The organism is Salinicola socius (assembly GCF_001937195.1).
GTDB lineage: Bacteria > Pseudomonadota > Gammaproteobacteria > Pseudomonadales > Halomonadaceae > Salinicola > Salinicola socius.
In genome coordinates, this window is sequence record NZ_MSDO01000021.1 from 19352 (window position 1) to 45267 (window position 25916).

At 64.0% G+C, this 25916-nt stretch carries 25 protein-coding genes; 16 read left to right on the plus strand and 9 right to left on the minus strand.

Going from position 1 to position 25916, the window contains the following annotated elements:
- Positions 1-230: 230 nt before the first annotated feature.
- The gene (locus BTW07_RS19870) at positions 231-407 is read right to left on the minus strand and encodes a hypothetical protein (protein WP_157958639.1); all 177 of its coding nucleotides are present in this window, start codon (positions 405-407) and stop codon (positions 231-233) included.
- A 483-nt stretch (positions 408-890) separates the two neighbouring features.
- Between BTW07_RS19870 and BTW07_RS14055 the strand changes: the two genes are divergently transcribed.
- The 3 genes from BTW07_RS14055 (at position 891) to BTW07_RS14065 (ending at position 5026) form a co-directional block, all read left to right on the plus strand.
- Positions 891-2081, plus strand: a complete 1191-nt coding sequence (locus tag BTW07_RS14055) for a lytic murein transglycosylase (RefSeq protein ID WP_425272039.1) — start codon at positions 891-893, stop codon at positions 2079-2081.
- Between the two features lie 228 nt (positions 2082-2309).
- On the plus strand, positions 2310-4571 hold the full coding sequence (flhF, locus tag BTW07_RS14060; protein ID WP_075570810.1) for a flagellar biosynthesis GTPase FlhF: 2262 nt from the start codon (positions 2310-2312) through the stop codon (positions 4569-4571).
- Positions 4568-5026, plus strand: a complete 459-nt coding sequence (locus BTW07_RS14065; protein WP_075570811.1) for a hypothetical protein — start codon at positions 4568-4570, stop codon at positions 5024-5026. Before flhF ends, BTW07_RS14065 begins: the two co-directional genes overlap by 4 nt.
- Before the next feature lie 37 nt (positions 5027-5063).
- Here the strand turns inward: BTW07_RS14065 and BTW07_RS14070 are convergent, their stop codons facing one another.
- Positions 5064-5774, minus strand: coding sequence for a 16S rRNA (uracil(1498)-N(3))-methyltransferase (locus BTW07_RS14070; protein WP_075570812.1), 711 nt, complete (start codon positions 5772-5774; stop codon positions 5064-5066).
- 298 nt (positions 5775-6072) lie between these two features.
- On the opposite strand from BTW07_RS14070, the gene purD reads away from it, so the two are divergent.
- From purD to coq7, 4 genes are all read left to right on the plus strand, one after another.
- Complete coding sequence (gene purD / locus BTW07_RS14075) at positions 6073-7368, plus strand: phosphoribosylamine--glycine ligase (RefSeq protein ID WP_075570813.1); 1296 nt, start codon at positions 6073-6075, stop codon at positions 7366-7368.
- A gap of 173 nt (positions 7369-7541) precedes the next feature.
- Positions 7542-8414 (plus strand): phosphoribulokinase, encoded by an 873-nt coding sequence (locus BTW07_RS14080; protein ID WP_075570814.1) that lies wholly within the window; start codon positions 7542-7544, stop codon positions 8412-8414.
- A gap of 48 nt (positions 8415-8462) precedes the next feature.
- The gene (locus BTW07_RS14085; protein WP_075570815.1) at positions 8463-8807 is read left to right on the plus strand and encodes a histidine triad nucleotide-binding protein; all 345 of its coding nucleotides are present in this window, start codon (positions 8463-8465) and stop codon (positions 8805-8807) included.
- 86 nt (positions 8808-8893) lie between these two features.
- Entirely contained in the window at positions 8894-9535 is a 642-nt protein-coding gene (gene coq7, locus BTW07_RS14090) for a 2-polyprenyl-3-methyl-6-methoxy-1,4-benzoquinone monooxygenase (RefSeq protein WP_075570816.1), read from the plus strand.
- A gap of 105 nt (positions 9536-9640) precedes the next feature.
- Here coq7 and BTW07_RS14095 read toward each other — a convergent pair whose 3' ends face one another.
- From BTW07_RS14095 to BTW07_RS14105, 3 genes are all read right to left on the minus strand, one after another.
- A complete protein-coding gene (locus tag BTW07_RS14095) occupies positions 9641-10060 on the minus strand; it encodes an OsmC family protein (protein WP_075570817.1) in 420 nt (139 codons plus the stop codon).
- A gap of 96 nt (positions 10061-10156) precedes the next feature.
- Positions 10157-10822 carry an N-acetylmuramate alpha-1-phosphate uridylyltransferase MurU gene (gene murU, locus BTW07_RS14100; protein WP_075570818.1) on the minus strand — a complete coding sequence of 222 codons (666 nt, stop codon included), beginning with the start codon at positions 10820-10822 and terminating at the stop codon, positions 10157-10159.
- The gene (locus BTW07_RS14105; protein ID WP_075570880.1) at positions 10819-11850 is read right to left on the minus strand and encodes an aminoglycoside phosphotransferase family protein; all 1032 of its coding nucleotides are present in this window, start codon (positions 11848-11850) and stop codon (positions 10819-10821) included. Before BTW07_RS14105 ends, murU begins: the two co-directional genes overlap by 4 nt.
- Before the next feature lie 412 nt (positions 11851-12262).
- Here BTW07_RS14105 and BTW07_RS14110 point away from each other — a divergent pair, with 412 nt between their 5' ends.
- The 8 genes from BTW07_RS14110 to BTW07_RS14145 all read left to right on the plus strand — a co-directional run bounded on the left by BTW07_RS14110 (position 12263) and on the right by BTW07_RS14145 (position 20537).
- Positions 12263-14728 (plus strand): LPS-assembly protein LptD, encoded by a 2466-nt coding sequence (locus tag BTW07_RS14110; RefSeq protein ID WP_075570819.1) that lies wholly within the window; start codon positions 12263-12265, stop codon positions 14726-14728.
- A gap of 88 nt (positions 14729-14816) precedes the next feature.
- Positions 14817-15776 (plus strand): peptidylprolyl isomerase, encoded by a 960-nt coding sequence (locus tag BTW07_RS14115; protein ID WP_075570820.1) that lies wholly within the window; start codon positions 14817-14819, stop codon positions 15774-15776.
- Entirely contained in the window at positions 15776-16783 is a 1008-nt protein-coding gene (gene pdxA / locus BTW07_RS14120; protein WP_075570821.1) for a 4-hydroxythreonine-4-phosphate dehydrogenase PdxA, read from the plus strand. The genes BTW07_RS14115 and pdxA overlap by 1 nt, the downstream gene beginning before the upstream one ends.
- A 15-nt stretch (positions 16784-16798) precedes the next feature.
- Positions 16799-17647 (plus strand): 16S rRNA (adenine(1518)-N(6)/adenine(1519)-N(6))-dimethyltransferase RsmA, encoded by an 849-nt coding sequence (rsmA, locus tag BTW07_RS14125; protein WP_075570822.1) that lies wholly within the window; start codon positions 16799-16801, stop codon positions 17645-17647.
- Positions 17644-18027, plus strand: a complete 384-nt coding sequence (gene apaG, locus BTW07_RS14130; protein WP_075570823.1) for a Co2+/Mg2+ efflux protein ApaG — start codon at positions 17644-17646, stop codon at positions 18025-18027. Before rsmA ends, apaG begins: the two co-directional genes overlap by 4 nt.
- 35 nt (positions 18028-18062) lie before the next feature.
- Positions 18063-18893: a symmetrical bis(5'-nucleosyl)-tetraphosphatase gene (locus tag BTW07_RS14135; protein WP_075570824.1), complete on the plus strand. Its 831-nt coding sequence runs from the start codon at positions 18063-18065 to the stop codon at positions 18891-18893.
- A gap of 114 nt (positions 18894-19007) precedes the next feature.
- Entirely contained in the window at positions 19008-19334 is a 327-nt protein-coding gene (gene glpE, locus BTW07_RS14140) for a thiosulfate sulfurtransferase GlpE (protein ID WP_075570825.1), read from the plus strand.
- Between the two features lie 33 nt (positions 19335-19367).
- Positions 19368-20537 carry a tRNA nucleotidyltransferase/poly(A) polymerase-related protein gene (locus BTW07_RS14145; RefSeq protein WP_075570826.1) on the plus strand — a complete coding sequence of 390 codons (1170 nt, stop codon included), beginning with the start codon at positions 19368-19370 and terminating at the stop codon, positions 20535-20537.
- An 81-nt stretch (positions 20538-20618) separates the two neighbouring features.
- Here the strand turns inward: BTW07_RS14145 and BTW07_RS14150 are convergent, their stop codons facing one another.
- Positions 20619-21965 (minus strand): GntT/GntP/DsdX family permease, encoded by a 1347-nt coding sequence (locus BTW07_RS14150; RefSeq protein ID WP_075570827.1) that lies wholly within the window; start codon positions 21963-21965, stop codon positions 20619-20621.
- A gap of 300 nt (positions 21966-22265) precedes the next feature.
- Here BTW07_RS14150 and BTW07_RS14155 point away from each other — a divergent pair, with 300 nt between their 5' ends.
- Positions 22266-22799 (plus strand): gluconokinase, encoded by a 534-nt coding sequence (locus BTW07_RS14155; RefSeq protein ID WP_232823824.1) that lies wholly within the window; start codon positions 22266-22268, stop codon positions 22797-22799.
- Positions 22800-22851: 52 nt separating this feature from the next.
- On the opposite strand, the gene BTW07_RS14160 is transcribed toward BTW07_RS14155, so the two are convergent.
- The 3 genes from BTW07_RS14160 to BTW07_RS14170 all read right to left on the minus strand — a co-directional run bounded on the left by BTW07_RS14160 (position 22852) and on the right by BTW07_RS14170 (position 25796).
- The gene (locus BTW07_RS14160) at positions 22852-23859 is read right to left on the minus strand and encodes a LacI family DNA-binding transcriptional regulator (protein ID WP_075570828.1); all 1008 of its coding nucleotides are present in this window, start codon (positions 23857-23859) and stop codon (positions 22852-22854) included.
- Positions 23860-23993: 134 nt separating this feature from the next.
- Complete coding sequence (locus BTW07_RS14165; protein ID WP_075570829.1) at positions 23994-24923, minus strand: LysO family transporter; 930 nt, start codon at positions 24921-24923, stop codon at positions 23994-23996.
- 135 nt (positions 24924-25058) lie between these two features.
- Entirely contained in the window at positions 25059-25796 is a 738-nt protein-coding gene (locus BTW07_RS14170; RefSeq protein ID WP_075570830.1) for a hypothetical protein, read from the minus strand.
- Positions 25797-25916 lie beyond the last annotated feature (120 nt).

Here is a 25916-nt window from a genome sequence, read left to right on the forward strand (position 1 = left end):
GGTCGAAGGATTCGAGCGTCGTTCTCGCGTCCGTCGCGATCGATCCGCGACCGTGTCTCGCCTCAGTGTAAGCGATGTTGCCAGCCACACGAGGCCTGGGTCGTGTGGCCGAGGCCGACAATCAGTGCGGTGATGATCTTCTCCGCGAAATGGCATCAGCAGCCGTCTACGGACAAGTAGCGGTGGCGAGCGATGGTTCCGCGTTGACGTTCAGGGAACGCGGCGCCAGATCAGAGCCGCTGGGGCGGATCGGTCAGATAGGGGCGGCGTACGCCGCGAGGTGCCAGCATCCAGGCGGGAGTCAGTCCCTGATTCGTGATCGTGCCAGCATTGGACGGCAGAGTCTGGGCACCGGTACAACAGGTCGCGCATGTCAGCGACAGCTGGCTAGGCATGTGGCCCTGCATGGTGTCTCTCCTCTCTTCAGGAAGCGCTCGACGATAATGAGGAAACGATGAAGTCTTTGAAAATATTAGTTATTTTTCGGAGTCGAGCGGCTGCGTTCGACCGACTTTAGCACGCCTCCATTCGCCTAGCCATAGGTCCGGTGCGCCAGGCATCAGGATCTTTTGCCCGGATGGCGAGCAGGGTTCGCCAACCGAGGCAGCGCCATTCCCATGCGGGATGAATGCGCTACACTGCTGACGCCCAGCGTCATTTCGGAACAACCCCAGCATTAAGGATGTGCTCTCGTGAAGCGTTCACTGCCGGTCAAGGCTCCTATTACATTATCGCTGTGTCTTACTGTCGCACTCTTGGGATGTCAAAGCGTCGCGGATACCCAGACAGCATCGAGCGCGAATGCATCCGGCACGGCCAATGTCTCGACGCCGTCATCCGCCGACTCGGCGCGCTCGGCCGAGACCGGGGGGCGGTCCGAACGGAAGACCGTGCAAGCGACTTCTGGGCAGGGCACCGATGAGATGGCGACTGCCCCGAACCCCGAGGTGAGGCAGGACCCCGCCGGCTTCGAGGCCTGGGTCGACGCGTTCCGGCAGCGCGCCGCCAGCGAAGGGATCGATCAGGCAACCCTGGCCGAGGCGTTCGATCGGGCCAGCTACCAGCCGCGCATTCTCGAGTACGATCGCTCCCAGCCCGAGTTCACTCGCCAGATCTGGAGCTATCTCGACAGCGCCGTCTCGGCGCAGCGGGTTTCCACCGGTCGCGAACGCCTCGCCGCCAATCGCGCCACCGCCGATCAGGTCACGCAGCAGTATGGCGTTCCCGGAGAAGTGATCGTCGCGATCTGGGGGATCGAGAGCAACTACGGCAGCAACTTCGGTGATTTCGAGACCATCGATGCGCTCTCGACACTGGGTTTCGATGGTCGCCGCCAGTCGTTCGCGCGTGGCGAGCTGATGGCAGCACTCAAGATCCTTCAGAACGGCGATATCGATCGGGATCGCATGCGTGGCTCCTGGGCCGGCGCGATGGGTCATACCCAGTTCATTCCCAGCAGTTTCCTGGCCTATGCGGTCGACGAGGATGGCGATGGTCGGCGCGACATCTGGGGCAGTATTCCCGATGTAATGGGCTCCACTGCCAACTATCTGGACGCCTCCGGCTGGCAGCGCGGTCAGCCCTGGGGCGTCGAAGTCAAGCTGCCGGATGACTTCGACTACTCGCAGACCGAGCTGTCGGTCCGGCATACCGCCCAGACCTGGCAGTCTCGAGGTGTGACGCGCCTCGACGGCAGCCCGCTTCCGAGCTTCGACCAGGCCTCGGTCATCGCCCCCGCCGGCGCCAAGGGGCCGGCTTTCCTGGTGGGGCATAACTTCCGCGTGATCATGCGCTACAACGCTTCGACCAGCTATGCGCTGGCGGTGGCAACGCTGTCGGATCGGCTGGCCGGGCGGCCGGGTATTCAGGGCGAATGGCCGCGCTCCGAGCCGGCGCTGTCGCGGGATCGTATTCGGCGCATGCAGCAAGGCCTCAACGACCAGGGTTTCGACGTCGGCACGCCCGATGGTCTGGTCGGACCCAATACTCGAGCTGGCCTGCGAGCCTATCAGCGCAGCATTGGCGTCATCCCTGATGGCTACCCCACGCAGTCGTTGATTCAGCGTCTGACCGACGGCTGAATTCCCCATGCGGCCGGCGCGGGAACGCCTGCGTCGGTCGTCTCCATGCCTGGATCCAGTCCCGCCCCTCGCTCGCCATCGTGATCGTCCAGCTCTCGAATTGGCGTTGATTTGATGGTCATTCCAAGCCATGCCGCAAGCCTCGCGGCTGGCAGACTGTGGCCGCGAATCTTCTAGAGGCGGCCAGCGACAATAATCGCCGGGCCGCCTCGAACCATCGAGGAAGTCATGGGCGTCCAACGTTTCGTTGCCAGTAACAGCCGTGAGGCCATGCGCCAGGTGAGATCGGCGCTGGGAGATCAAGTGCTGATTCTCTCCAACCGTTCCGTCGAGGGCGGTGTAGAGATCATTGCCATGCCCGAGCAGGAGCACGAGCAGGCGCTGTCCAGCGTCGACGGGCCAGCCGAGGACGTGGCGCCGGCGGAAGCGCCGATGGCAACGGTGACCGATCCCACGGTGGAAACCTTGCAGGCACTAAACCGTCAGTTGCTGGACGATGTCCGCGCGATGCTGCGCGAGGGCGTCGCTTCCTCGCAGGCCAGCACGCCCTCGCTGGCGACGATATTGCGCCAGCGTCTGATCCAGGCCGGCTTCAGTGCCGCGCTCGCCGACGAGATCATCCAGGATTCGCCGGACGAACTGCGCGACGAGCCGGCGGAATCCCCCGCCGTGACGGCTTGGCTGGTGCGTCAGTTGAGTTCGCGTCTGTCGCTGCTGGAGGACGAAGAGGCACTGTTCGCCGATGGCGGCGTCTTTGCGCTGGTCGGGCCCACTGGCGTCGGCAAGACCACCACGACGGCCAAGTTGGCCTCCCGCTATGTGATGCGCCACGGCCCCAAGGACGTTGCCCTGGTGACGACGGATAGCTACCGCATCGGCGCGGCCGAGCAGTTGCGGATCTACGCACGGCTGCTGGGCACCGAGGTCCACGCGCTCGAGCAGAACGGCGATCTGGGCGATCTGCTGACGCGCCTGACCCAGCCGCGCCGGGCGTTGCTGTCGCGTAGTGCGGGCAAGAAACTGACGGTGATCGATACCGTCGGCATGAGCCAGCGCGACCAGCGCCTGGTGGGTGAAATTTCGCGGCTGGGCAGCGGCCCGGCCCCGGCACGTCGAGTATTGGTGCTCAATGCCGCCAGCCATGGCGATACCCTGGCGCAGGTCATCGATGCCTGGCAGCAGGCGTCACTGGAGGCGGGGGAGCCACTGTGGGGCTGCATTCTGACCAAGCTCGACGAAGCGGCGCGGCTGGGCAACGTGCTGGACGTGGTCATTCGCCACCGGCTCAAGCTCTGCTATGTCTCCCGGGGCCAGCGCGTACCGGAGGACCTCGAACGGGTGGATGCCACGTCGCTGCTGAACGAGGCATTGGCACTGGCCGGCGAGTCGCCGTTCGTCAGCGACGCGGCGGCGCGCACGCTGCCCCCGCAGCAGGCCCGGCAGCAGGCGATTTCGCGCGGCGTTCTGCGCCAGAGCGACGCGCTGGCCGCCACGCTCGATACCCTGAAGCAGCACAATCTGGGGATGACGCTGTTGGAACAGGCCTGGCACCGCACCCGGCTGCCGACGGCATCCGGCGGTGACGAATTCTCCCGGCTGATGGCCGGCGTCACCCAGCAGAGCTTGCTCAGCGCCGCCGACACGCCCCATGCGCTCTACTGGTCGAAGGCCGTGAGCGTCAGCGGTGCCGATCAGGCCATGCCGCTGGTGTCGCTGGATCATCAGGGCATGCCTCAGCCGCTGACCTGGCCGCGGCATCGGCTGCCCGCCGGCAGTGGCGAGCAGTTCCGCTGGGCCGAGAAGCTCGGCGCGGGTTGGCATCTGATGACGCAGCTTCCGACCGTTGCCGATCTCGAGCGCATCGATGCTGCCGGTCGAGGCTGGCTGGCGGCGGTGACCGGCGCTCGCCGGATTCGTCACGATGGCGAGTGGCTCGCGCTGTCTCAAGCCATGGCGTTGGGTGAGACCCTCGAACCCCGCCCGCTGCGTCATCAAGGGCGCGCCGCCAGCCTGCATCTGACACGGCTGGAAACGAGCATCAGTCAGCGCCGGCGGGATTCGCACGGCTTGCCGGTGGTGGCGTGGTATGGCGAGATCCGGGATGCCGATGAGGGTCGCCGGCTGGCACGACGCTTCTGGCTGAGCAGCAGTCACCCGGGGCTCGATATCGCATCGCGGCTGCCGCAGGCGGTGATCGCCGAGGCACTGCCGGGGCTGACCCGGCAGGCCGACCAATTGTTGCAGGCACGTGGGCTGGTCGAGGATCGGGAGCAGCGCTGGCAACTGGCCTCGACGCTGTCGGCGCTGGCGCTGCGCTTGAGCGCGGAAGAGGCCAACTGGGCGATGGATGTTCGCGCGCGTCTTTCCGGCATTGCCCAACGTCGCTGCGGCCGCCGGCCCCGCGCGCTGCTGGAGGCGCTGATGGACACCCTGAGTGCGCATGATGCGCTGGCGGGCCTCGCATCGTCCGACCGGGCGCTGGCGGCATGACGGATCAGGCGGCGGGACTGCGCGCCTGGGCCGACCCCGACGCCTTGCAGCTGGGGGTAATCGGTGAGCCGGGAGACGATGCGCTGATGCGGGCGCTGACGGTGCTGCCCACTTCTCGAGGCGGCTGCTGGCAGGCGTTGCGGGTCGACCAGTTGCGAGGCCCGGCGCTGGCCTGGATGCTGTGGGTCGACACTGCGCAGATCGATGTCGCCGATCTCTATCGGCGCGTCAAGCGCGCACTGGCGCCTCCCGCTGCCTCGAGTCCTCCCACGACCGGCACGCCGGTAACGCTGCTGCTGTGGTTGCACGATGGTGGCACGAGCACCCAACCGTCGCTGGATTCAGCGACAACGCGCCTGCTCGCCAACCTGAGCATGACCCTCAAGCGCTTCTTGAACGTCGAGCTCACGCCGGATCTGGCTCGCTGGCAGCGTTGCGTTCCGATGCCGGGCTGACGTTGCCCGGTCCGCTCTGGGATACCGCTCGACTCGCTCAGAACAGTCGGGCGAGCAGTGCCGTGACTGCCGTCTCTACGCGCAGAATGCGCTCCCCCAGATGAATGCCCTCGAAACCCAGCTCGAGAAACCTGTCGACCTCGTAGTCGACGAAACCGCCCTCCGGGCCGATGGCCAGCAGCGTCGGATCGCTGATGGCGCGCGGACATTCCCGGGCCAGGCCGGGGTGTGCCAGCAGACCGCGCTGATCCTCCAGCAGCGCCGGCAATCGATCTTCCACGAACGGTTTGAAGCGGGTTTCCAGCGTGATCTCCGGCAGCCGGGTATCGCGCGCCTGTTCCAGCCCGAGCAGGAGATGCTGGCGCATCTTTTCCGGCTTCAGTTCGGGAGACTGCCAGTAGCTCTTCTCGACGCGCCGGGTGTGCATCAACGTCACGCGTTTGACGCCCAGCGCCGAGACGTGCTCCAACGTTCTTGCCAGCATGCGCGGTCGCGGCAGTGCCAGCAGCAGATGAACCGGCAGCGGTGCCGGCGGCTCGCGGTCGAGGGTGACCCGGAATTGCGCTTCGGTATCGTTCAGCGAGAGCAGTTCGCCACGCCCCATCCGCCCGCCGAGGGCGCCCACGGTCAGGCAGTCGCCGACGACAGCGCGATGGACGTCAGCAAGATGACGCAGGCGGCGCGGATCGCGGAGAACGGCGTGGGTGTCGTCTATCCACTCATCGGGGTGCAGCAGAATCAGATTCATGAGGGCGGCAATTCAACGCAGCGGAAAAGGGGAATCGAGCAGGGCGGCCATTTTGCCTGAGCGACGCGCTCGAACATAGACGGGGCTGAGCATGGATGGACCTGAACATGGGTGACACTAAACATGGACGTGCCTGATTATGGCAGTCCCGATCACAGCGGCGAGCGCGAGACCTTTCTGACATAATGTCCCCATTGACTCTCTCACACATACTCTCTTACACGTACTCTCTTGCACGTACTCTCTCACACATACTCTCTCACTCAGCCAGTCAAGGCTCGGCAGAAGAAGGTTAGCGATGAAGGTTCTGATCATTGGCGGGGGCGGGCGCGAACATGCGCTGGCATGGAAAGCGGCACAATCGTCGCAGGTCGAGACGGTTTTCGTGGCACCGGGCAATGCCGGCACGGCACGGGAGCCCGGACTGACCAACGTTGCCATCGATGTCATGGATAGCGAAGGGCTGATCCTCTTTGCCCGCGACAATGCCGTCGACCTGACCATCGTCGGACCGGAGGCACCGCTCGTCGCCGGCGTCGTCGATGCGTTTCAGGCCGCAGGCCTGGCGATCTTCGGGCCGAGCGAAGGCGCCGCCCAGCTTGAGGGTTCCAAGGCGTTCACCAAGGATTTCCTGGCGCGCCATTCGATTCCGTCTGCCGATTATCAGACCTTCAGTGAAGTCGCGCCGGCGCTGGCCTATCTCCGGCAGAGGGGGGCGCCGATCGTGATCAAGGCCGACGGCCTGGCGGCGGGCAAGGGTGTCGTCGTCGCGATGACCGATGCCGAGGCCGAAGCGGCGATTCGCGACATGCTCGAGGACAACGCTTTCGGCGATGCCGGCGCTCGAGTCGTGATCGAGGAGTTTCTCGAGGGCGAGGAGGCGAGCTTCATCGTCATGGTCGACGGCGAGCACGTACTGCCGATGGCCACCAGTCAGGATCACAAGCGAGCCGGGGATGGCGATACCGGGCCCAACACCGGCGGCATGGGCGCCTACTCGCCGGCGCCGGTGGTCACCGGGAACGTTCATCAGCGCATCATGGACGAGGTGATCCTGCCCACGGTTCGTGGCATGGCCGCCGAAGGACACCCTTACACCGGTTTTCTCTACGCGGGCCTGATGATCGACGCCGACGGCGCCCCCAAGGTGATCGAGTACAACTGCCGCTTCGGTGACCCGGAAACCCAGCCGATCCTGATGCGACTGCGAAGCGATCTGGTATCGCTGTGCCAGGCCGCCCTGGAGCGCCGTCTCGACCAGGTCGGGTGCGAATGGGATCCCCGTGCCGCGGTGGGTGTGGTGCTGGCGGCGGAAGGTTATCCCGGCAGCTATCGCAAGGGGGACGAGATTACCGGCCTTGACGCGGCAGACGCCACCGGCTGCAAGGTGTTCCACGCTGGCACCGGCATGAGCGACGATGGTCGCGTCGTCACCAGCGGGGGGCGCGTGCTATGTGTGACCGCTCTCGGCGATACGGTCGGCGCCGCGACGGCACAGGCTTATGCCGGTCTCGAGCTGGTGCGCTGGCCCGGAGCCGAGTACCGTCGCGATATCGCCTATCGCGCCATCGCTCGAGAGCATCAGCCGGACTGAGGCAGCGCATCAGCCAACCGAGAAGTCAGGCGCTTTAGCGACAAGGAAAATCGTCATGCAGCGAGTGAGGCATCGATCAACGACCGGGCAGCGGCTCGAACGCTCGAGTGGCCACGGCATTGTGTCGGGTTCCCGCGCCAGCCGGTCGAGCTCGCTGAAGGAAGAGGTTCTGCATGTCGCGTGAATTTCCGATCATCGCGGTGACGGGCTCCTCGGGGGCCGGCACCACCACGGTCAAGCGCACCTTCGAGCGCATGTTCGCGCGTGAGGATGTGCACGCCGCGTTCATCGATGGCGACGCCTTCCATCGCTATTCGCGGGCGGAATTGGCGCAGATTCTTCAGGTCGAGCCGGAGCGCAAGGCCGAGCTCTCGCACTTTTCCGTCAACGCCAATCTGCTCGACCGGCTCGATGCGCTGTTCCAGGAGTACGGCGAGAACGGCAAGGGAACCTATCGCCATTACATTCATGCCGAAGACAAACGCATGATCGAGGCGGGCTGGCAGGTCGGGACCTTCACCGACTGGCAGCCCATTCCCAGTGGCACCGACCTGATGCTCTACGAAGGGCTTCACGGTGGGCTGGTCACCCACGAGGTGGATATCGCCAGGCACGTCGATATGCTGATCGGCGTGGCCCCGACCATCAATCTCGAGTGGCTGCAGAAGATCGATCGCGATACCAAGCTGCGGGGCTACTCCCAGGAAGCGGTCATCGATACCATCCTGGGCCGCATGCACGACTATGTGCGCTACATTCAGCCTCAGCTGTCACGCACGCATATCAACTTCCAGCGCGTGCCGACGGTGGACACCTCCAACCCGTTCGAGCTGCAGGACGTGCCCAACGATGGCGAGTCGTTCGTGGTCATTCGCTTCCGGGATCCAGAGGCCGTCGACTTTCCCTATCTGGTCACCATGATTCATGATGCCTTCATGAGTCGGCCGAACACGCTGGTCGTACCCGGCGCGCGCCTGTCTTTGGCGATGGATCTGATTCTCGCGCCACAGGTGCGCCAGCTGCTGGCTCAGCGCCGTTTTCGCTGAAGTCCGCCTTGCCGATACCGACAAACCCTCTCGACATCAGGAGCGCTCATGGAGCCGACACTCTTCAGCAAGATCATCGATCGCGAAATACCGGCGGAGATCGTCTACGAGGATGACGAGGTGCTGGCGTTCAACGACGTCAACCCGCAGGCGCCCACGCATATCCTGATCATCCCCAAGAAGCCGATCGCCACCCTCAACGATATCGAGGAGGCCGATCTGGCGCTGGTCGGACGGTTGCAGTACACCGCGGCCAGACTGGCCAGAGAGTTGGGATTTGCCGAAGACGGCTACCGTGTGGTGATGAACTGCAACGAAGCGGGCGGGCAGTCGGTCTATCATATCCACATGCATCTCCTGGGCGGACGCCAGATGCAGTGGCCGCCGGGTTGAAAGCGCGACCGCTCGACGTTCGTCCTCAGCCCGTTCGTTTCACCATGACGGCCCTCGACCCGCCGCCAGATCGTCAGGAGACATCGATGACACGCCAGATTTCCCGCGCCGACAACCTGATTCATCAGTTCGATACCGTGCTGCGCACGCTGGTGCCCAAGGCGGCTCAGCCGAGTCGCCCGTCTCCGGCCAACGTGCAGCCCGAAAGCCCTCTCGACGAGGAACAGCGCCATCATGTCGCCGGCTTGATGCGGATCAATCATACCGGCGAGGTGTGCGCGCAGGCGCTCTATCAGGGCCAGGGCCTGACCGCGAAATTGACCGAGACCCGAGTACGGATGGAAGAGGCGGCCGCGGAAGAGATCGATCATCTGGCATGGTGCGATCAGCGCCTGCAGGAGCTCGACAGCCGCACCAGCTATCTCAACCCTGCGTTCTATGCGGCTTCTTTCGGGATGGGGGCGCTGGCCGGCGCGATCGGCGACCGTGTCAGTCTCGGCTTCGTCGCGGCCACCGAAGAGCAGGTCGGGCGGCATCTTGAAGCCCATCTGCGCAAATTGCCGATCGACGACAAGCGCTCGCGTGCGGTGCTGGAACAGATGCGCATCGACGAGGCGCAGCATGAACTCTGGGCGCTGGAATCCGGCGGTCAGCGCTTCCCGCTACCGCTGAAGTGGGGCATGCGGCTGATGTCGAAGGTCATGACCAAGAGCGTCTACCGAATCTGAACGACGGCTCGGGACGTGGATGAAGGCTCGAACGCAAACCGCCAGCGATACCGTCGCTGGCGGTTTGCGTTCCGGACGTGGGGATGGATTTTGGCGGCTCGCGGTTTACGCCTCGACGATTTCGTAGGAGTGGGTGATCTCGACACCACCCTTGGCGAGCATCAACGACGCGCTGCAGTATTTCTCGGCGGAGAGATCGACGGCGCGCTTCACCACGGCGTCCTTCAGTGCCTTGCCGGTGACGACGAAATGGACGTGGATCTTGGTGAACACGCTGGGCGTGCCATCGAAGCGTTCGGCCTCCAGCGTGGCGACGCAGTCGGTCACCTCGGCGCGGCCTTTCTCGAGAATCTGGATGACGTCGAACGAGGTGCAGCCGCCGAGGCCCATCAGCACCATTTCCATCGGACGCGGTCCGGTGTTGCGCCCGCCGTTATCCGGATTGCCGTCGATCACGACGCTGTGACCGCTGCCGGATTCGGTGACGAACTGGCGGCCGTCGGTCCATTTGACTGTGGCTTTCATGACGAGGATTCCTTGCTGGGGATTCGTTGCCGAATCACGTGTTGATCGATGAGGGCAGGATAACATTCCCGACTCTTGCTCGTGACGTCCGCGCCGTCATGACCGGAGCCTGGCGTCCAGCTCGGCCAGCCGTGCCGGGGTGCCGACGTCGACCCAGTCGCCACGATGATGCCAGCCGCCGACGCGGCCCGCCTGCATCGCATCCACCAGTAGCGGCGCCAGCTTGGCGATCGCGCCGGCAGGCAGATCGGCGATCAACCGCGGGTGAATGACGCCCAGGCCGGCGTAGATCAGGCGCGGTTCGCCTTCGGCATGCAGACGACCCCGTGCATCGAGGTGGAAATCGCCGCGACGATGAAAGTCGGTAGTGTCGGCCATCACCAGCGAGGCCAGATCGCCCGCTGTCAGCGTGAGTTGCGCGAGCGGGAAGTCCGTCCACACGTCTCCGTTGATCAGCACGAATGGGGCATCACCCAGTTCGGGGAGTGCCTGACGCAGCCCGCCGGCGGTTTCCAGCGGCGTCTCCTCGACGCTGAAGGTGAGCGAGACGCCGAAGCGTTCGCCGTTGCCGAGCGCATCGATGATCTGCTGCGCCCGGTAGCTGACGTTGACCACGATGTCTCGAATCCCCGCCGCCGCCAGGCGCTCCAGATGATGAACGATCAGCGGCTTGCCGGCGACCGGCAGCAGCGGCTTGGGGCAGTGGTCCGTGAGCGGGCGCATGCGGGTGCCGAGGCCAGCGGCGAGGATCATCGCTTTCATGATCTCCCTCCGGCACCGCTGGTCGCTCGGTGTTCGGCCAGGCGCGCCTCCATCGCCGGGCGGTAGCTCTCGCGTAGCCAGCGATGGAAATCGCCGAGCGCCGGCAGCGCTTCCAATCCTTCGTCGAGATGCGCGTAGAAGTGAGGCAGCCATTCGAGATAGCTCGGCTTGCCGTCGCGCAGGCAGAGTCGGCAGAACTGGCCCAGGATCTTGAGCTGGCGCTGAGCGCCGATCGCCTCGACGCCGGCCCGGAACGTCTCGCCATCGATATCGGGGGAGAGTCTTCCTGCCGTGAGGCAGCGTTGGCGGAACCCCTCGATCCACAGGTCCATCTCCTGCCGTGACCAGCGATGATAGCGACCCCGCAGCAGCGAAATCAGATCGTAGCCCAGCGGACCCGCCAAGGCGCCCTGGAAATCGATGATCCATAGCCGGTCCTGGTGGATCATCAGGTTCATGGCATCGAAATCGCGATGCACGGCGACGGTGGGGAGCGCCGCGATATGGCCGAGCAGATGACGCTTGACCTCAGGCCACTGCGGCGGCGTCTCGATCCCGAGCCAGCGCGTCAGCCCCCAGTCGGGAAAGCGATCCATCTCCTCGTCGAGAAAGTCGGGTTCATAGCGGGGTAGCGATGCGATCGGTGCGCGCTTTTCGATCTCGTCGAGCAGATCGAGCGCCTGTGTCGTCCCGCTTCGCGCCTCGGCGTCGGTGCCGAAATGGTGGTGCAGGCTGTCGTTGCCGAGATCGTCGAGCTCGATGAAACCCTGCTCGAGATCGACGGCATGGATCATCGGTACCGGTAAGCCTGCCGCCTGCCATTCACGGCCGATGACCACGAACGGTTGGCTATCTTCCAATGTCGGCGGCGCATCCATGACGATGCGGGAGGTGAAATCGGGAAAGGTGACGCGGCAGTAGCCGCGAAGGCTGGCATCGCCAGCGACAGCTTCCCATCGGCAGGCCTCTGGCGACAGATGGTGGCGGGTAGCGATCCAGTGGCGAAGGGCATCGAGGCGCAAGGTCATGCAGGCTTCCGGTGGTGGTGGCGGGTCGGGGCGACGGGTCGCCGTATCGGCGCTTCGCGGCGAGTTGACGAGCCGGGGATGGCACCGCATGCTGGGCTTCAACCCGGGCGCGCCGAGCCAACCGTCCGACGGACGTGACTGACGTCGCTTGACGCGCTGGCGACGGTTTCGGTGATGGGCCAGTGTGCCGCGTTTGCTTGGCATCGCCAAATCGGACGGCTTCGCTAACGCGGAATCGCAATGCGCCGGCATCACCGGATCGAGCAGCGCTGGTTTGCCCGGATCGAAAGGCACCGGCAGCGTCGGCAAGATGGCCCGGCAGCCGTTCAGGCGATCAATGAGAAATGGCTTCGCGGCAACTCCCGTCGAGGTCTGTATACTACCGACTTCACTCGGCAAGGACACAGAGGACATGGGCAAGCGACTGGTCTGGACTGCCCTGACTGGCCTGATTTCATCGACAGCTCAGGCGGCGCCCCCCGCACCGTTACCGGCGGATCAACTGGATTGGGCGCCATGGGGCGATCAAGCGCCGGCCGGCGACCTGTGTGGTGGCCGCTATATCGAACCGGGCTACCTTCTGCCCGAGGGCAAGACGCCCGAAGAAGTACTGTCCGACTCGGGATCCGCCGCATACGGCAACGACGGTGAAACCATTCTGGGCGGCAACGTCGTTTTGCGGCGTGGCGAGAGCCAGCTGGAATCGCCACGGGTCCGGGTCAATGCCGCCCGTGACACGGCGTTCGCCGACGGACCATTGACGGTTCGCTATCCGGGGATGCTGGTGCGTGGCGGAGACGGTCAGGTTTCGCTCGACAGCGATGCGGCGCGTATCGACGACGCTCACTATGTGGTTCACGATCAACGACTGCGCGGCGATGCGCAGTCGATGCAGCGGCTCGACGACGGCCGCTACCGGATGACCGAGGCGAGCTTCACGACCTGTGCACCCGATAGCCGGTTATGGCGCCTGGTAGGCAGCGATGTCACCATCGATCGTGAGCAGGGCTTCGGCACCGCCTCCAACGCGCGCCTGGAAATGGGCGACGTGCCTGTCTTCTACTGGCCGTGGGTGCGGTTTCCGATCGATGATCGCCGACAAAGCGGCTTTCTGTGGCCGACGATGGGCATCTCCAGCGACGGGCTCGACTACAGCCAGCCTTACTATCTCAATCTGGCGCCCAACTACGACGCCACCATCACGCCACGAGCGATCACCGATCACGGTTTCATGCTGGGCGGCGAGTTTCGCTACCTGTTCGGCAGCGACCAGGGGACGCTGGAAGGTTCCTACCTGCCAAACGACAGTGGTGGCGACAGCGAGAACCCCAACGATCCCGACAATGCCTTCGATGGAGAGGATCGCTGGTACATCGACTACAGTCATTACGGCCGGTTCACGGATCGACTGGACTACGCCATGCGCTACGGCGCCGCCAGCGATGGTCGCTATTTCGATGACTTCGGTACCGACTTCGGCGAACAGGACACCGAATACCTCGATCGTCTGGCTCGGCTGAGCTACCAGGGCACGACCTGGAATCTCGATGCACGCGCGCAGGGCTATCAGCGTCTCGAATATCCGCTGGACGAGGATGACCGGCCTTACTACAAGTTACCGAGCCTGACTGCCAACGCGCGCTGGGATCAGGACAACGGTCTCTATCAGGAGTGGAACTCCAACGCGACCTACTTCTGGCGCGACCTGCACGGCGTCGACAGCGACGGTTTCTGGGAGGACGAAGAGACCGGCGACATGCGCCAGATCCGGCTGCGCGAAGCGGCCAACGGCTCGCGGGTCAATCTGACACCTGCCATCGGTTGGCGCGGACAGCCGAGCTGGGGCTTCCTCGAGCCAAGATTTCAGCTGTGGCAGACCAACTACGACCTCGACTACGGCAACCGGGACACCGATCGCGACGAGAGCCTGTCTCGCACCGTGCCGGTCTATTCGGTGGATTCCGGTCTGATCTTCCAGCGCGACGTATCGCTGTTCGATCAGGACTGGAAGCAGACCTTCGAGCCACGTCTTTATTACGCTTACGTACCGGAGCGGGATCAGTCGGAGTTCCCCGACTTCGACACCGATGAGCGCCCCATCTCGTGGAGTCAGCTGTGGTCGCCGTATCGTTTCACCGGCGCCGACCGGGTGGGCGACGTCAACAAGCTCTCCTACGGTGCCTCGACGCGCTTCCTGGAGGACGATACCGGACGCGAGCGACTGTCCCTCTCCGTGGGTCAGAGTGCCTACTTCTCCGATCGCAATATCGACATCGACGGCGACCCGGATACGCTGCCGGACAAGGAAACCGACTACGAGGACTGGTATCGGGCCACCCGTGACCGTTCACCGGTCATCACCCAGCTCGACTGGCGCATCAACGATCAGTGGCGATCCCGCTACGAATGGTTCTACGACCCGGACCGTTCCAAGACCGAGAAGGCCTCGGCTTATCTTCAGTACATGAGTCCGGTCGGGCATGTGGTGAACCTTGGCTACCGTTGGCAACTCGAAGGTTTCGATCCGTCGTCGGACGACGATGATCGGCTGAACTATGACCGTGAGGACTTCGATGTGTCGTTCGCCTACAAGGCTACGTCTTCGCTGGATCTGATCGGCCGTTATCTCTACGACAACACCAACAGCCGCGACCTGGAAACGCTGGCCGGCGTTCAGTTCAACAGCTGCTGCAGTGCGGTGCAGGTGGTATGGCGCGAGTGGGTCCAGGACAATGACACCGCCAACACCATCAGCGATGACTATACCGATCGCGGGCTGTTCCTTCGCTTCGTGTTCAAGGGGCTGGGCGGTGTCGGCCAGAATACCGATGCCTACTTCGCTCGCGCGGTGCCGGGTTATGAAGCGAGCCAGTTCTGAGCCATCGGACTTTCGATGTACGTCAGGCAATCAATGTGTACGGCGGGCCCTGAGGGCTCGCCTCTCCATCAAAGCAAGAGAGGTAGGCATGCGTCCTAGATTATGGATCCCCCTGGCGCTGGTAATGCTGCTGTCGCCGTTGACCGCGATGGCGGAAGTGGTGCAGCTGGATCGTATCGTCGCCGTGGTCAACGACGATGCCATCATGCACAGCCAGCTCGAACAGCGGGTCGCCCAGGCGCGCGACCAGCTCCAGGCCAACAACATCCAGATGCCGCCGGAGCGGGCGCTGGAGCGGCAGGTACTGGACCGCATGATCGTCGAGCAGATCGAGTTGCAGATGGCCGAGGATGCCAAGCTGAGCATCGACGAGACCCAGCTCAACAGCACCATGCGCGGCATTGCCGAGAACAACGGCATGAGCCTGGACGAGTTCGCGAACACGCTGGAGAAGCAGGGCCAGAACCTGGCCGAAGTCCGCGAGCAGGTCCGTCGCGAGCTGTTGATTCGCCAGGTCCAGCAGAGCCAGGTTGCCAGCAAGATTTCGGTATCGGACCGTGAAGTCGACCGCTTTCTGGCGCAGCGCGGCGAAAACAGCAACACCGCCTACCATCTGGCCCAGATCCTGATCGCCGTACCGCAGTCGCCGACGCCGGATCAGGTGACCCAGGCACAAAACGAAGCGCAGAAACTCTATCAGCAGCTGCAGGATGGTGCCGATTTCCAGCAACTGGCCGTGGCCGAGTCGGACGACGCCCAGGCACTGCAGGGCGGTGATCTCGGTTGGCGCCAGGCGGCGCAGATTCCGTCGATCTTCGCCGATGTCATTCCCGATCTCGCCAAGGGTGACGTCAGTGAACCGATTCGCAGCCCCAGCGGTTTCCATCTGGTCAAGCTGCTCGATACCCGTGGCGGTGACAGTCAGCAGATGAGCCGCGATCAGGCGAGCCAGGCAATCTTCCAGCGCAAGGTCAGTGACGAACTCGAGGCGTGGACACAGGAGATCCGTGCCAGCGCCTACATCGACAACCGTCTCGACGAGAATTGATGGCGGTGCCGGTACTGGCGTTGACGACCGGCGAGCCTGCCGGCATCGGCCCCGAGCTTGCCCTGGCGGTGGCGCGGGACTGGCAGCAGTTGGAGGCGACGGTGGTCGCCGTGGGGGATCCCGACCTGCTGGCCGAACGCGCCCGATTGCTGGGCTGGTCGGTCGAGCTGGAGGTTCTCGCCCCTGGCGATATGCTGCCGGCACCGGTCAATGGCCGACTGCCGGTGTGGCCGGTGTCGCTGGCAACGGCTTCGATTCCCGGTCGTCTCGATACCGCCAATGCCGGCTACGTGCTCGAGACGCTGGATATCGCCGTCGATGCCTGCCAGCGGGGCTTCGCCGATGCCATGGTGACGGCGCCGCTGCACAAGGGCGTGATCATCGACGGCGGACTTGTCGGGTTTACCGGCCATACCGAGTACCTGCGGGATGCCTGCGGTGTCGAGGAGGTGGTGATGATGCTGGCTACCGAACGCACCGGCAGGCCGCTGCGGGTGGCGTTGGCCACGACTCATCTGCCGCTTGCTCAGGTGTCGAATGCGATTACCGGCGCCGGTTTGACGCGCGTCACCCGTATTCTGGCGCAAGAGCTGACCCACCGCTTCGGCATCGCCTCTCCTCGGATACTGGTGTGCGGTCTCAACCCCCACGCGGGAGAAGACGGACACCTGGGTCGCGAGGAGCTGGAGATCATCACGCCCGCGCTGGACCGATTGCGTGACGAGGGTCTCGACCTGGTGGGTCCATTGCCTGCGGATACACTGTTCACGCCGCGCCATCTCGATCATGCCGATGCGGTGCTGGCGATGTATCACGATCAGGGCTTGCCGGTACTCAAGTATGCCGGGTTCGGGCAGGCCGCCAATATCACGCTGGGCCTCGGGATGGTGCGGACCTCGGTCGATCACGGCACCGCGCTCGATCTTGCCGGTAGCGGTCTTGCCGAGGTGGGCAGTCTGCGAGTCGCGCTGCAGGTGGCTCGGCAGATGGCAGTCCGCGTTCACTGAAGGAATTCGTTTTTCATGTCTACACGCTCTTCCGAACGTTCTCCGATGCCTCGCGCCCGGAAACGGTTCGGTCAGAATTTTCTCCGCGATGGCGGGGTGATCTCGCGCATCGTGCGTGCCATCGCCCCGCGTGCCGGAGACCGGCTGATCGAGATCGGTCCCGGTCAGGGCGCGCTCACCGGTCCGATACTCGACGCCGCCGGCGCGCTGGAAGTGATCGAGCTCGACCGCGACCTGATCCCTGGCTTGCGGGTGCAGTTTTACGACTACCCCGAGTTCACGATCCACGAGGGCGACGCGCTCAAGTTCGATTTCCTCGAGCTGTCCCGACAGGACGGACGCCCGCTGCGAGTGGTAGGCAATCTGCCCTACAACATCTCGACGCCATTGATCTTTCATCTGCTGACGGCACGTGGCGCCATTGCCGACATGCACTTCATGCTGCAGAAAGAGGTCGTCGAGCGTCTCGCCGCCGAGCCCGGCGGGCCAGATTGGGGCCGACTGTCGGTGATGACCCAGTATCACTGCGAGGTCGAGTCGCTGTTCGTCGTGCCGCCCGGTGCGTTCGTGCCGCAGCCCAAGGTCGATTCGGCGATCGTCAGGTTGACGCCGTTCGCCGAGCCGCCGTGGCCGGCCAACGACGAGAGGCATTTCGCCGATGTGGTACGACAGGCATTCGGTCAGCGACGAAAGACGTTGCGCAACAACCTCAAGGGGACCATCGAGGCCGACGCGCTGGCGTCGCTGGGGATCGACCCCGGCCGTCGTCCGCAGACGCTGAGCGTCGAAGAGCTGGTCGCCATCAGCAATCATCTGACCGGCCACCAGTCGGAGAGCCATTCCGCGACGGAGAAGACTTCATGAGCGAGACCGCTCCCGTTATCACGGTCGACGTCGAGCCGTCGTTTCGCGAGGACGAGTCCTCGCCCAACGACAAACGTTTCGTGTTCAGCTACACGGTGACCGTGCACAATCGATCCGACCACAGCGTGCAGCTGCTGTCGCGCTACTGGAAGATCACCCAGGGTCACGGCAAGGTTCAGGAAGTGCGCGGCAACGGCGTGGTCGGCAAGCAGCCGACCATTACCGCCGGGCACAGTTTCCGTTACACCAGTCGCGCGGTGATCGAGTGCCCCGTGGGCGTCATGCAGGGCAGCTACACCTGTATCGATCTCTCCAGCCAGGCTTCATTCGACGTCGCCATCGCGCCGTTTCGCCTGGCCGGCCCCAATCAGGTTCACTGACCGGACGAAGTCGCGTCTCAATCACAAGGAAGCGTATGGCGACCTACGCAATCGGCGATCTGCACGGCTGTTACGTGGAATTCGAGACCTTGCTGGAAAAGCTCGATTTTTCGCCTTCCCGCGATCATCTGTGGCTGACCGGCGATCTGGTCAATCGCGGCCCCGATTCGCTCGGCTGTCTGCGCCGGAGTGTTGCGCTGGGCAGTGCCGCCAGTGTGGTGCTTGGCAACCACGATCTGCATCTGCTGGCGGTGGCACGGGGGCACGGCAAGCTCAAGCGCAACGATACCCTGACCGACATTCTGGAGGCCCCGGATCGGCCGGAGATGCTGGAATGGCTGCGCCGCCAGCCGTTGCTGATTGCCGATCATGAGCGTGGCTACGTGATGACTCACGCCGGACTTTTGCCCCAGTGGTCGATCGCCCAGGCAAGCGAACTGGCTGCCGAGGCGGAGGCGGTCTTGCGCGGTGACGATGTCGATGATTTTCTGAGCGTGATGTACGGAAATCGGCCGGCTCGATTCACGCCTGATCTGACCGGCGAGGATCGCATTCGAGCCATCGTCAACGTCTTTTCCCGTATGCGCTTCATCGCCGACGACGGCACGCTGGATTTCGCTGCCAAGGAAGGGCTGGACAGCACGCCTGAGGGTTACGCGCCCTGGTTTACCTATCCGCGGGAGGACGACCCGGCTGGCGATCGGAGGCTCACGCTGCTGTTCGGGCACTGGGCGGCGCTGGAGGGGCGCACGCCGGATGCGCAGGTCGACGTCCGGGCGCTGGATACCGGCTGCGTCTGGGGCGGTTCGCTGACCGCTCTCGATCTCGGCAGCGGTGAACGGATCGCCGTGCCCGCCAGCCGCTGAGATGCCCGGGGATTGCCGTCCACAAGCGGATCTTGTTCAAAGTTCAGCCTTTTCAACGCCGGTCCTAGCCAGACCCCCGTTTCTTTCAGAGCCTAGCCCTTTCAGGAGTGAGCCATGACCCCGTCCTTCGAACATCTCGACCCGACGACGCTGGCGCAATGGCTGAGCGAAAGGCGCCCGTTGCAGCTGGTGGATATCCGCGATCCGTTGAGTTTCGCCCAGGGGCACATACCCGGCAGTCGTCATCTCGACAACACCACGGTGGCCGAACTGGTGGACAAGACGCCCAGCGACACGCCCGTGGTGGTGGTCTGCTATCACGGCCACTCCAGTCAACAGGCCGCGAGCTGGCTCGCTGGCCAGGGCTTCGACGAAGTCTATAGCCTGGATGGCGGCTTCGTGGACTGGGCGCATCGCCGGCCCGACAGCGTCGAACGTTAGATTGCCGCACGGCACCCAACCCGGAGTCAGACGATGAAGCCGCAACCCGATCCACATCCCGATCCTCGCCTCAGTGGGCTGGATGTCTACCTGGTCGGCGGCGCCGTACGCGACGCTCGCCTCGGCTGGCCGGTCGGCGATCGCGACTGGGTCGTGGTGGGTACCACGCCGGAAACCATGCGCCAGCGCGGATTCAAGTCCGTCGGTCGGGATTTTCCGGTGTTCCTGCATCCCGATACCCATGAGGAGTATGCGCTGGCCCGCACCGAGCGCAAGCAGGGCCACGGCTACACCGGATTCGAGATTCACGCGAGCCCCGACGTGACGCTGGAAGCCGATCTCGCACGGCGTGACTTCACCGTCAACGCCATGGCCGAGACGCCGGCGGGCGAGCTGATCGACCCCTACGGTGGCGCGGCCGACCTCGAGGCCGGACTGCTCAAGCATGTGTCGTCGGCGTTTGTGGAAGACCCCTTGCGGGTACTGCGAGCGGCCCGTTTTCTGGCTCGCTACCGCCGGCTCGGCTTCACCATCGCACCGGAAACCCGGGCGCTGATGTGTCAGCTGGTGGCCAGTGACGAGATGCGCCATCTGGTCGCCGAGCGCGTCTGGACCGAGACCCACAAGGCGTTGGGAGAAGCCGATCCCGCGGCCTATTTCCAGACACTGGAATCCTGTGGCGCCCTGGCAGTGCTGATGCCGCCCCTGTCGACCCCGATGTTGGAGCGTGCGCTGGATCGACTCGCGCACGTACCCGATGAGTCGGCTGATTACCCCTTGTCGCTGTGGCGCTGGGCCCGGCTCGGCGAGCACCTCGAGGACGACGAGCAGTCCCGGCTCAATGACGTCGTCAAGGCGCCCAACGCCTTTCGTGACGCCATGCGTCTGGCGGCGCTGTCATATCGATTGCGTCAGCAGATCGACGGAGTGCGTCCCGATGGCGCGGAGGATCGCACCGGGGCGATCATGGCCTGGCTCGACGCGATCGATGCCTGGCGCCGACCGGGACGGGTGGCACCGTTGCTCTCCTTGATCGCGCATGAAGACGGGGAGCTGGCGGACGACCTGGCGCTGGCCTGGCGACTCGCCTCGCAGATCCTGCCCCAGGCGCTTCTCGACGAAGGTTTTCGCGGCGCCGAGCTGGGCGAAGCGCTGTCACGCCGACGCGAGGCAACGGTGCGGGAAGCGCTGGAAGCACGCTGAATAGAGACCCACGACGGCACACGAAAACGCCCGCTGCGTGGTTTCACACGGCGGGCGTCTTGCATCAGGCCAGCTTGTTTCCTAGATGAAAAAACCGATGATCAGCGCCATGACGAGGCCAGTCAGGCCGATGATGGTCTCCATCACCGTCCAGCTTCTCAGCGTCTGTGCTTCGGTGAGACCGAAGTAGCGGTTGACCAGCCAGAATCCGGAGTCGTTGACGTGGCTCAGCACCGTGGCGCCGGAGGCGATCGAGATCACCAGCAGGCCGAGCACCGGGCCGTCGAGATTGAGCGTGGTGATCACCGGCGCCATCAGCCCGGCCGCGGTGATCATGGCGACCGTGGCCGACCCCTGGATCACGCGAACCGCAGCGGAGATCAGAAACGCCAGCAGGATCGGCGGCAGGGCGCTCTCGGCCATGATGTTGCCCATCACCTCGCCGACGCCGGAGTCGATCAGCACCTGCTTGAACACCCCGCCGGCACCGGTGACCAGAATGATGATACCGGCCGGTTCCAGCGCCTTGGTGGCGACTTCCATGACCTGTTCCCGCGTCATGCCGCGACGCGTGCCCAGCAACGTGAAGGCAAGCAGGGTGGCCAGCGTCAGCGCGACGAACGGATGACCCAGGAAGGTCAAGGCAGCCAGCACCGGGCTATCTTCCGGCAGGATGAAGCCGGACACGGTATTGAGCACGATCAGTGCCAGCGGCAGCAGGATGATCGACAGGATCAGCTTGAAGCTGGGCAGACCGCTGGTATCGATATCGTTTTTCGGCAGCTCCATGTATTCGGGAATCTGGGCGTCGATACGCTTGGCGATCCAGCGGCCGAATAGCGGGCCGGCGATGATCATGGCCGGCAGGCCGCAGATCGCGCCGAACAGAATCACGTAACCGAGATCGGCGCCGATCAGTTTGGCGACGGCGATCGGACCCGGTGTCGGCGGAATGAACGAGTGCGTCACGGCAAGTCCCGCCAGCAGCGGAATGCCGTAGTAGAGCAGCGAGCGCCCGGTGCGGCGGGTCAGGGCATAGATCAGCGGCACCAGAATGATGAACGCGACGTCGAGAAACACCGGTATCGCCACCAGAAAGCCGGTAACGCCCATCGCCCACTGAGAACGGTCCTCGCCGAACTTGTCGAGCAGCGTGCTGGCCAGACGGTCGACGCCGCCCGAGACCTCCAGCATCTTGCCGAACATGGCCCCCAGACCAACGACGGTGGCGACGAAGCCCAACGTGCCACCCATGCCTTTTTCGACGGTATCCAGCAACTGATCGACGCCCATGCCGGTAAACAGCCCGACCAGCCCGCTGACGACGAGCAGGGCGACAAACGCGTGCAAGCGCAGTTTCATGACCAGATAGAGCAGCACGATGATGCTGCCCAGCGCGGCGAGTATCAGGGATGTGGGGCTATCCATGGCAACGAAAATCCTTGGTGGGAGCACACGACGTCAGGGCCGGATATACACCCTTGGTGGCGTTGTGCTTCGCAGTGGAGTTGGCGAAAATGAATGTTACCGGTAACAAGTTGGTCCCAACAATGCACCTAAAGGTGTAGAGACAACGCTGGTCGAATCGGTTTAGGGCAATGGATCATTGGGCCCGATTCAGGTCGCCAGGTGGATCAGCGAGGCGAACCGAAGTGATCGTCTGGATTTGGATCACTGACGCACGAATCACACATGCATCAATCGGAAGGCAAAGTCATGGACGCAAAGATGGGTCAACGCATCGTCGTGATGGGCGTATCGAGCTGCGGCAAGACCGAGGTCGGGCAGCGGCTGGCGACGGCGCTGGGCGGGCGGTTCCTGGATGGCGACGACTACCACTCGCCGGAGAGCGTCGCCAAGATGTCGCGCGGCGAACCTCTCGACGACGAGGATCGGAGCGGTTGGCTGCACCGGCTGGCAGACTTCCTGGCCGAAGCCCGGGCGCAGGGCGAAACGCTGGTCATCGGCTGCTCGGCGCTCAAGCGACGCTATCGCGATACGCTGCGCAGGGGCGATGGCGCACTCACCTTCGTCCACCTCGCCGGGAGTCGCGAACTGTTGCTGCAGCGCATCCAGTCGCGCCGGGATCACTTCTTCAAAGGTGAGGCGATGCTCGATAGCCAACTGGCCACGCTCGAGCCGCCGGGTGATGATGAAGCCGTCACCGTCGATATTGCCGGTACTCTCGATCAGGTGGTCAACGAAGCGGTGTTGAAGCTCGAAAAACGCTTTCTCGCCAGCGAGCGACCAACTGGCCAATAAGCCGGGCCATGAGGCGGGCAACGGCCGCAGAAACGCGGAATCGGGAGCGCCTTCACAAACTGCCGCCGCGTCGGATCCGGAAGCCGAGGTCCTCGCTGGCCGGCTGTAGCGGCGCTCCCTGCAGACGGGCCAGCAGACGCCTGGCGATGGTGTCGCCGATAAGGCGGCGGGGCGTGACGACCGTCGCCAGTGGCGGTGAGGTCGCCTCGGTGATGTCCAGGCCATTGAAGCCCGCCAGCGCCAGCTGATCCGGGACGTTCATACGACGTCTCTGACACTCGAACAGCGCCCCGGCGGCGAGATCGTCGTTACCGCAAAAGATACCCTCCAGATCCGGCCAGCGATCGAGCATGGACGCTAGCATCTCTCCGCCCAGTCGGTAGGAGGAGGGGTGCGGCGTCGTCAGGCAGCGTTCGGTCGACAATCCCGCTTGCTGCATGGCCGTCTCCCACCCCGCCATGCGCAGCTGCGCGCGATGGTCCATGCGTGCGCCGAGAAAACCGACGCGCCGATACCCCTGATCGAGAAACGTCTGCGTCATCGCCTTGCCGGCCTGGTGCTGGTCGAGTCCGACGTTGATGTCCAGCGGCGTTTCGGTCAGTTCCAATGTCTCGACCACCGGTATCCGTGCCTGCCTCAGCAGGCGGCAAGCGTGGCCGGTATGCCGGGAGCCGGGAAGAATCAGTGCCTCCACGCCGTAACGCAGGTAGGTGTCGATCAGCCGTTCTTCCTCGAGAATCGAGTAGCCGGTGTGCCCGATCAACACCTGATAACCGGCTTCACTCAATCCTTCCTCGATCCCCCGCTGAATTTCCGAGAACACCGAATTGGAGAGCGAAGGGATCAGCAGGGCGACGCTGTGCGATCGCCCGCTCGCCAGCGCGCCGGCGGAATGATTGGGAATGTAGCCGAGCTCGTCGATGGCGGATTCGATGCGGAGTTGCAGCGTTGCAGAGACGAGATGGGGCTCGCGCAGGGCGCGCGACACTGTGATCTTGGTGACGCCGACACGTTCGGCAATGTGCTGAAGCGTCACCCGCCCAGAGGAACGACGCGGCATGACAATCCCTGGAGGTCGATTTTTATGGTCGGCTGTTACCGGTAACTTTCGAAGGAGATTACCATGCAGGCCCTGACGAACTCCGTAGGGCCATAGTCGTAGAGAAGACATCGAACGAAGCCTTCATGGCGCGATCAGAACGACAGCAGCAACAGAATCAGCGGCGGTGACAGCAACGACAGCAGAAAGCCGCTGACGATGGCCAGAGGCACGCAGGTAATGCCACCGTACTGTTTGATCACCGGCAGGCTCACGTCCATCGATGTCGCGCCGGCGTAGCCGATCGCCAGCGGCATGGCGCGACGGACGAACAGCGGTACCAGCAGAAAGGCGAGCAGCTCGCGGGCCAGGTCGTTGAAGAACGCCGCGCCGCCGAGTACCGGGCCGAGCTGGTCGCCGATCAGGATGCCGGAGAGCGAATACCAGCCGAACCCGGCGGCCATCGCCATGCCCTGATTCCAGGGCAGTTGCAGCAACGGTGCGGCGATCAGCCCGGCCAGCATCGAACTCACGAATACCGTCATTGCGATCGCCAGCCCCAGTCGGTTGAGCAGAATCTGGCGCAGTCCGAGTCCGGAGTTGCGCAACTGACAGCCGATCAGAAAGAGCAACGCATAGAGCGCCCAGGTCGCCAGCGTTTCCGCCACCGAGGCCAGGTGCCACCCCAGCAACTGGGCGCCCGCGCCGATGATGACGCCGAGCAGCACCACGCCCGCCAGCTGCAATGAGCCCAGCATCGCCTGCAGCTTGCCGGCGGAAGCCGCATCGCTTTCGCCGTTCGCCAGCGGTTTGCGCCTTGCCAGCCGCTGGCGCGACAGCCACGCCAGCGCCAGCAGATTGATCGGCGAGATCACCAGAAACAGAATCAGCGCCGTGGATCCGATCCGGGATAGCTGCCCGAGCAGATCTTCCAGGCCGCCAAGGCTCACGCCCATCAGCAGCAGGATCACGTAGACCGAGGCACTGACGCCGCGATCGATGGCCTGACGAATCCCAGCCTGGCGAACGGGGATCAGATAGCCCACGATCAATGGCAGCAGTATCCACAACAATCCCAGCAGCATGACCTCTCCCGAAGCGGACCCATGAGTCACCGACAACGATGCGGCACGAAAAAAACGGACGCCGATGAATCGGCGCCCGTGATTGGCAATGAACTCTAGAGGATACGCGCTGAAGAAGGAAGAACGGCTGGCCGGTTATCCGTCGTTGGTGCTTGCCGGGGCTGCGCTGGATGGGGCTGCGCTGGATGGGGCGAGCGTCAGATCGGTGAGGGTCAGGTGGCTACGTTCCTCGTCGTCGCGCACGTAGCGCATCTTGAGCAGCAGGCCAGGGATTTCGCGGTGAAAGGTGAAATAGAGATGTCGGCCCTGTTTGTCGGGATCCCAGGCGTCCACGGTAACGCCCGGAAACGTGCCGGCGGGCGTCTCGATGTCGCCACGATCGATCACCCGGTAGTAGAGCATCTCCGTCTTGCCCTTGTGATTCTGGTAGTCGAGCTGGCAGGGAGAGACCTGTGCGCTGGCACACCGCGCGGATGGCGCCTTGCGAGAAAGCTCGAACAGCGCGGTCTGGCGGTCCGGTAGCGCCTGCAACTGGGACCGGTCCAGATGATAGTCGTCGCCGATTCCCACCAGCGAATAGGTGCTGGTGTAATCCAGCGCCTGGATGCGATCGCCGTCCAGCCGGAACTGGCCGCGTTCCTCGCCGCTGGCGACCTTGATGCTGGCCCGCATGTCGCTCTCCCACACATCGCCGGAATGCGAGACATCGCCCTGACGCGACAGAGCATGAGTGATCGTCGCATCCGGCCAGCCGCTGATATCGAGCTGGTAATGGGCGGTGAACGGCGTCGGCGCGGCCAGTGCCAGACTAGCCCAGCAGGCCAAGGCCAGTGCGGCGGTTGCCTTGAAGACCGAGCGATAGTTGAGTGACATGATTTCCCTTGCAGCCTATTTCAGTGGAGCGGTTGTCGCACGTTCAGTCGAGTGAGACATAAGACGCCGAATTGCTGACGGTGTTCCCAAGGGACCATTCGTGGACCCCATCTCAATATG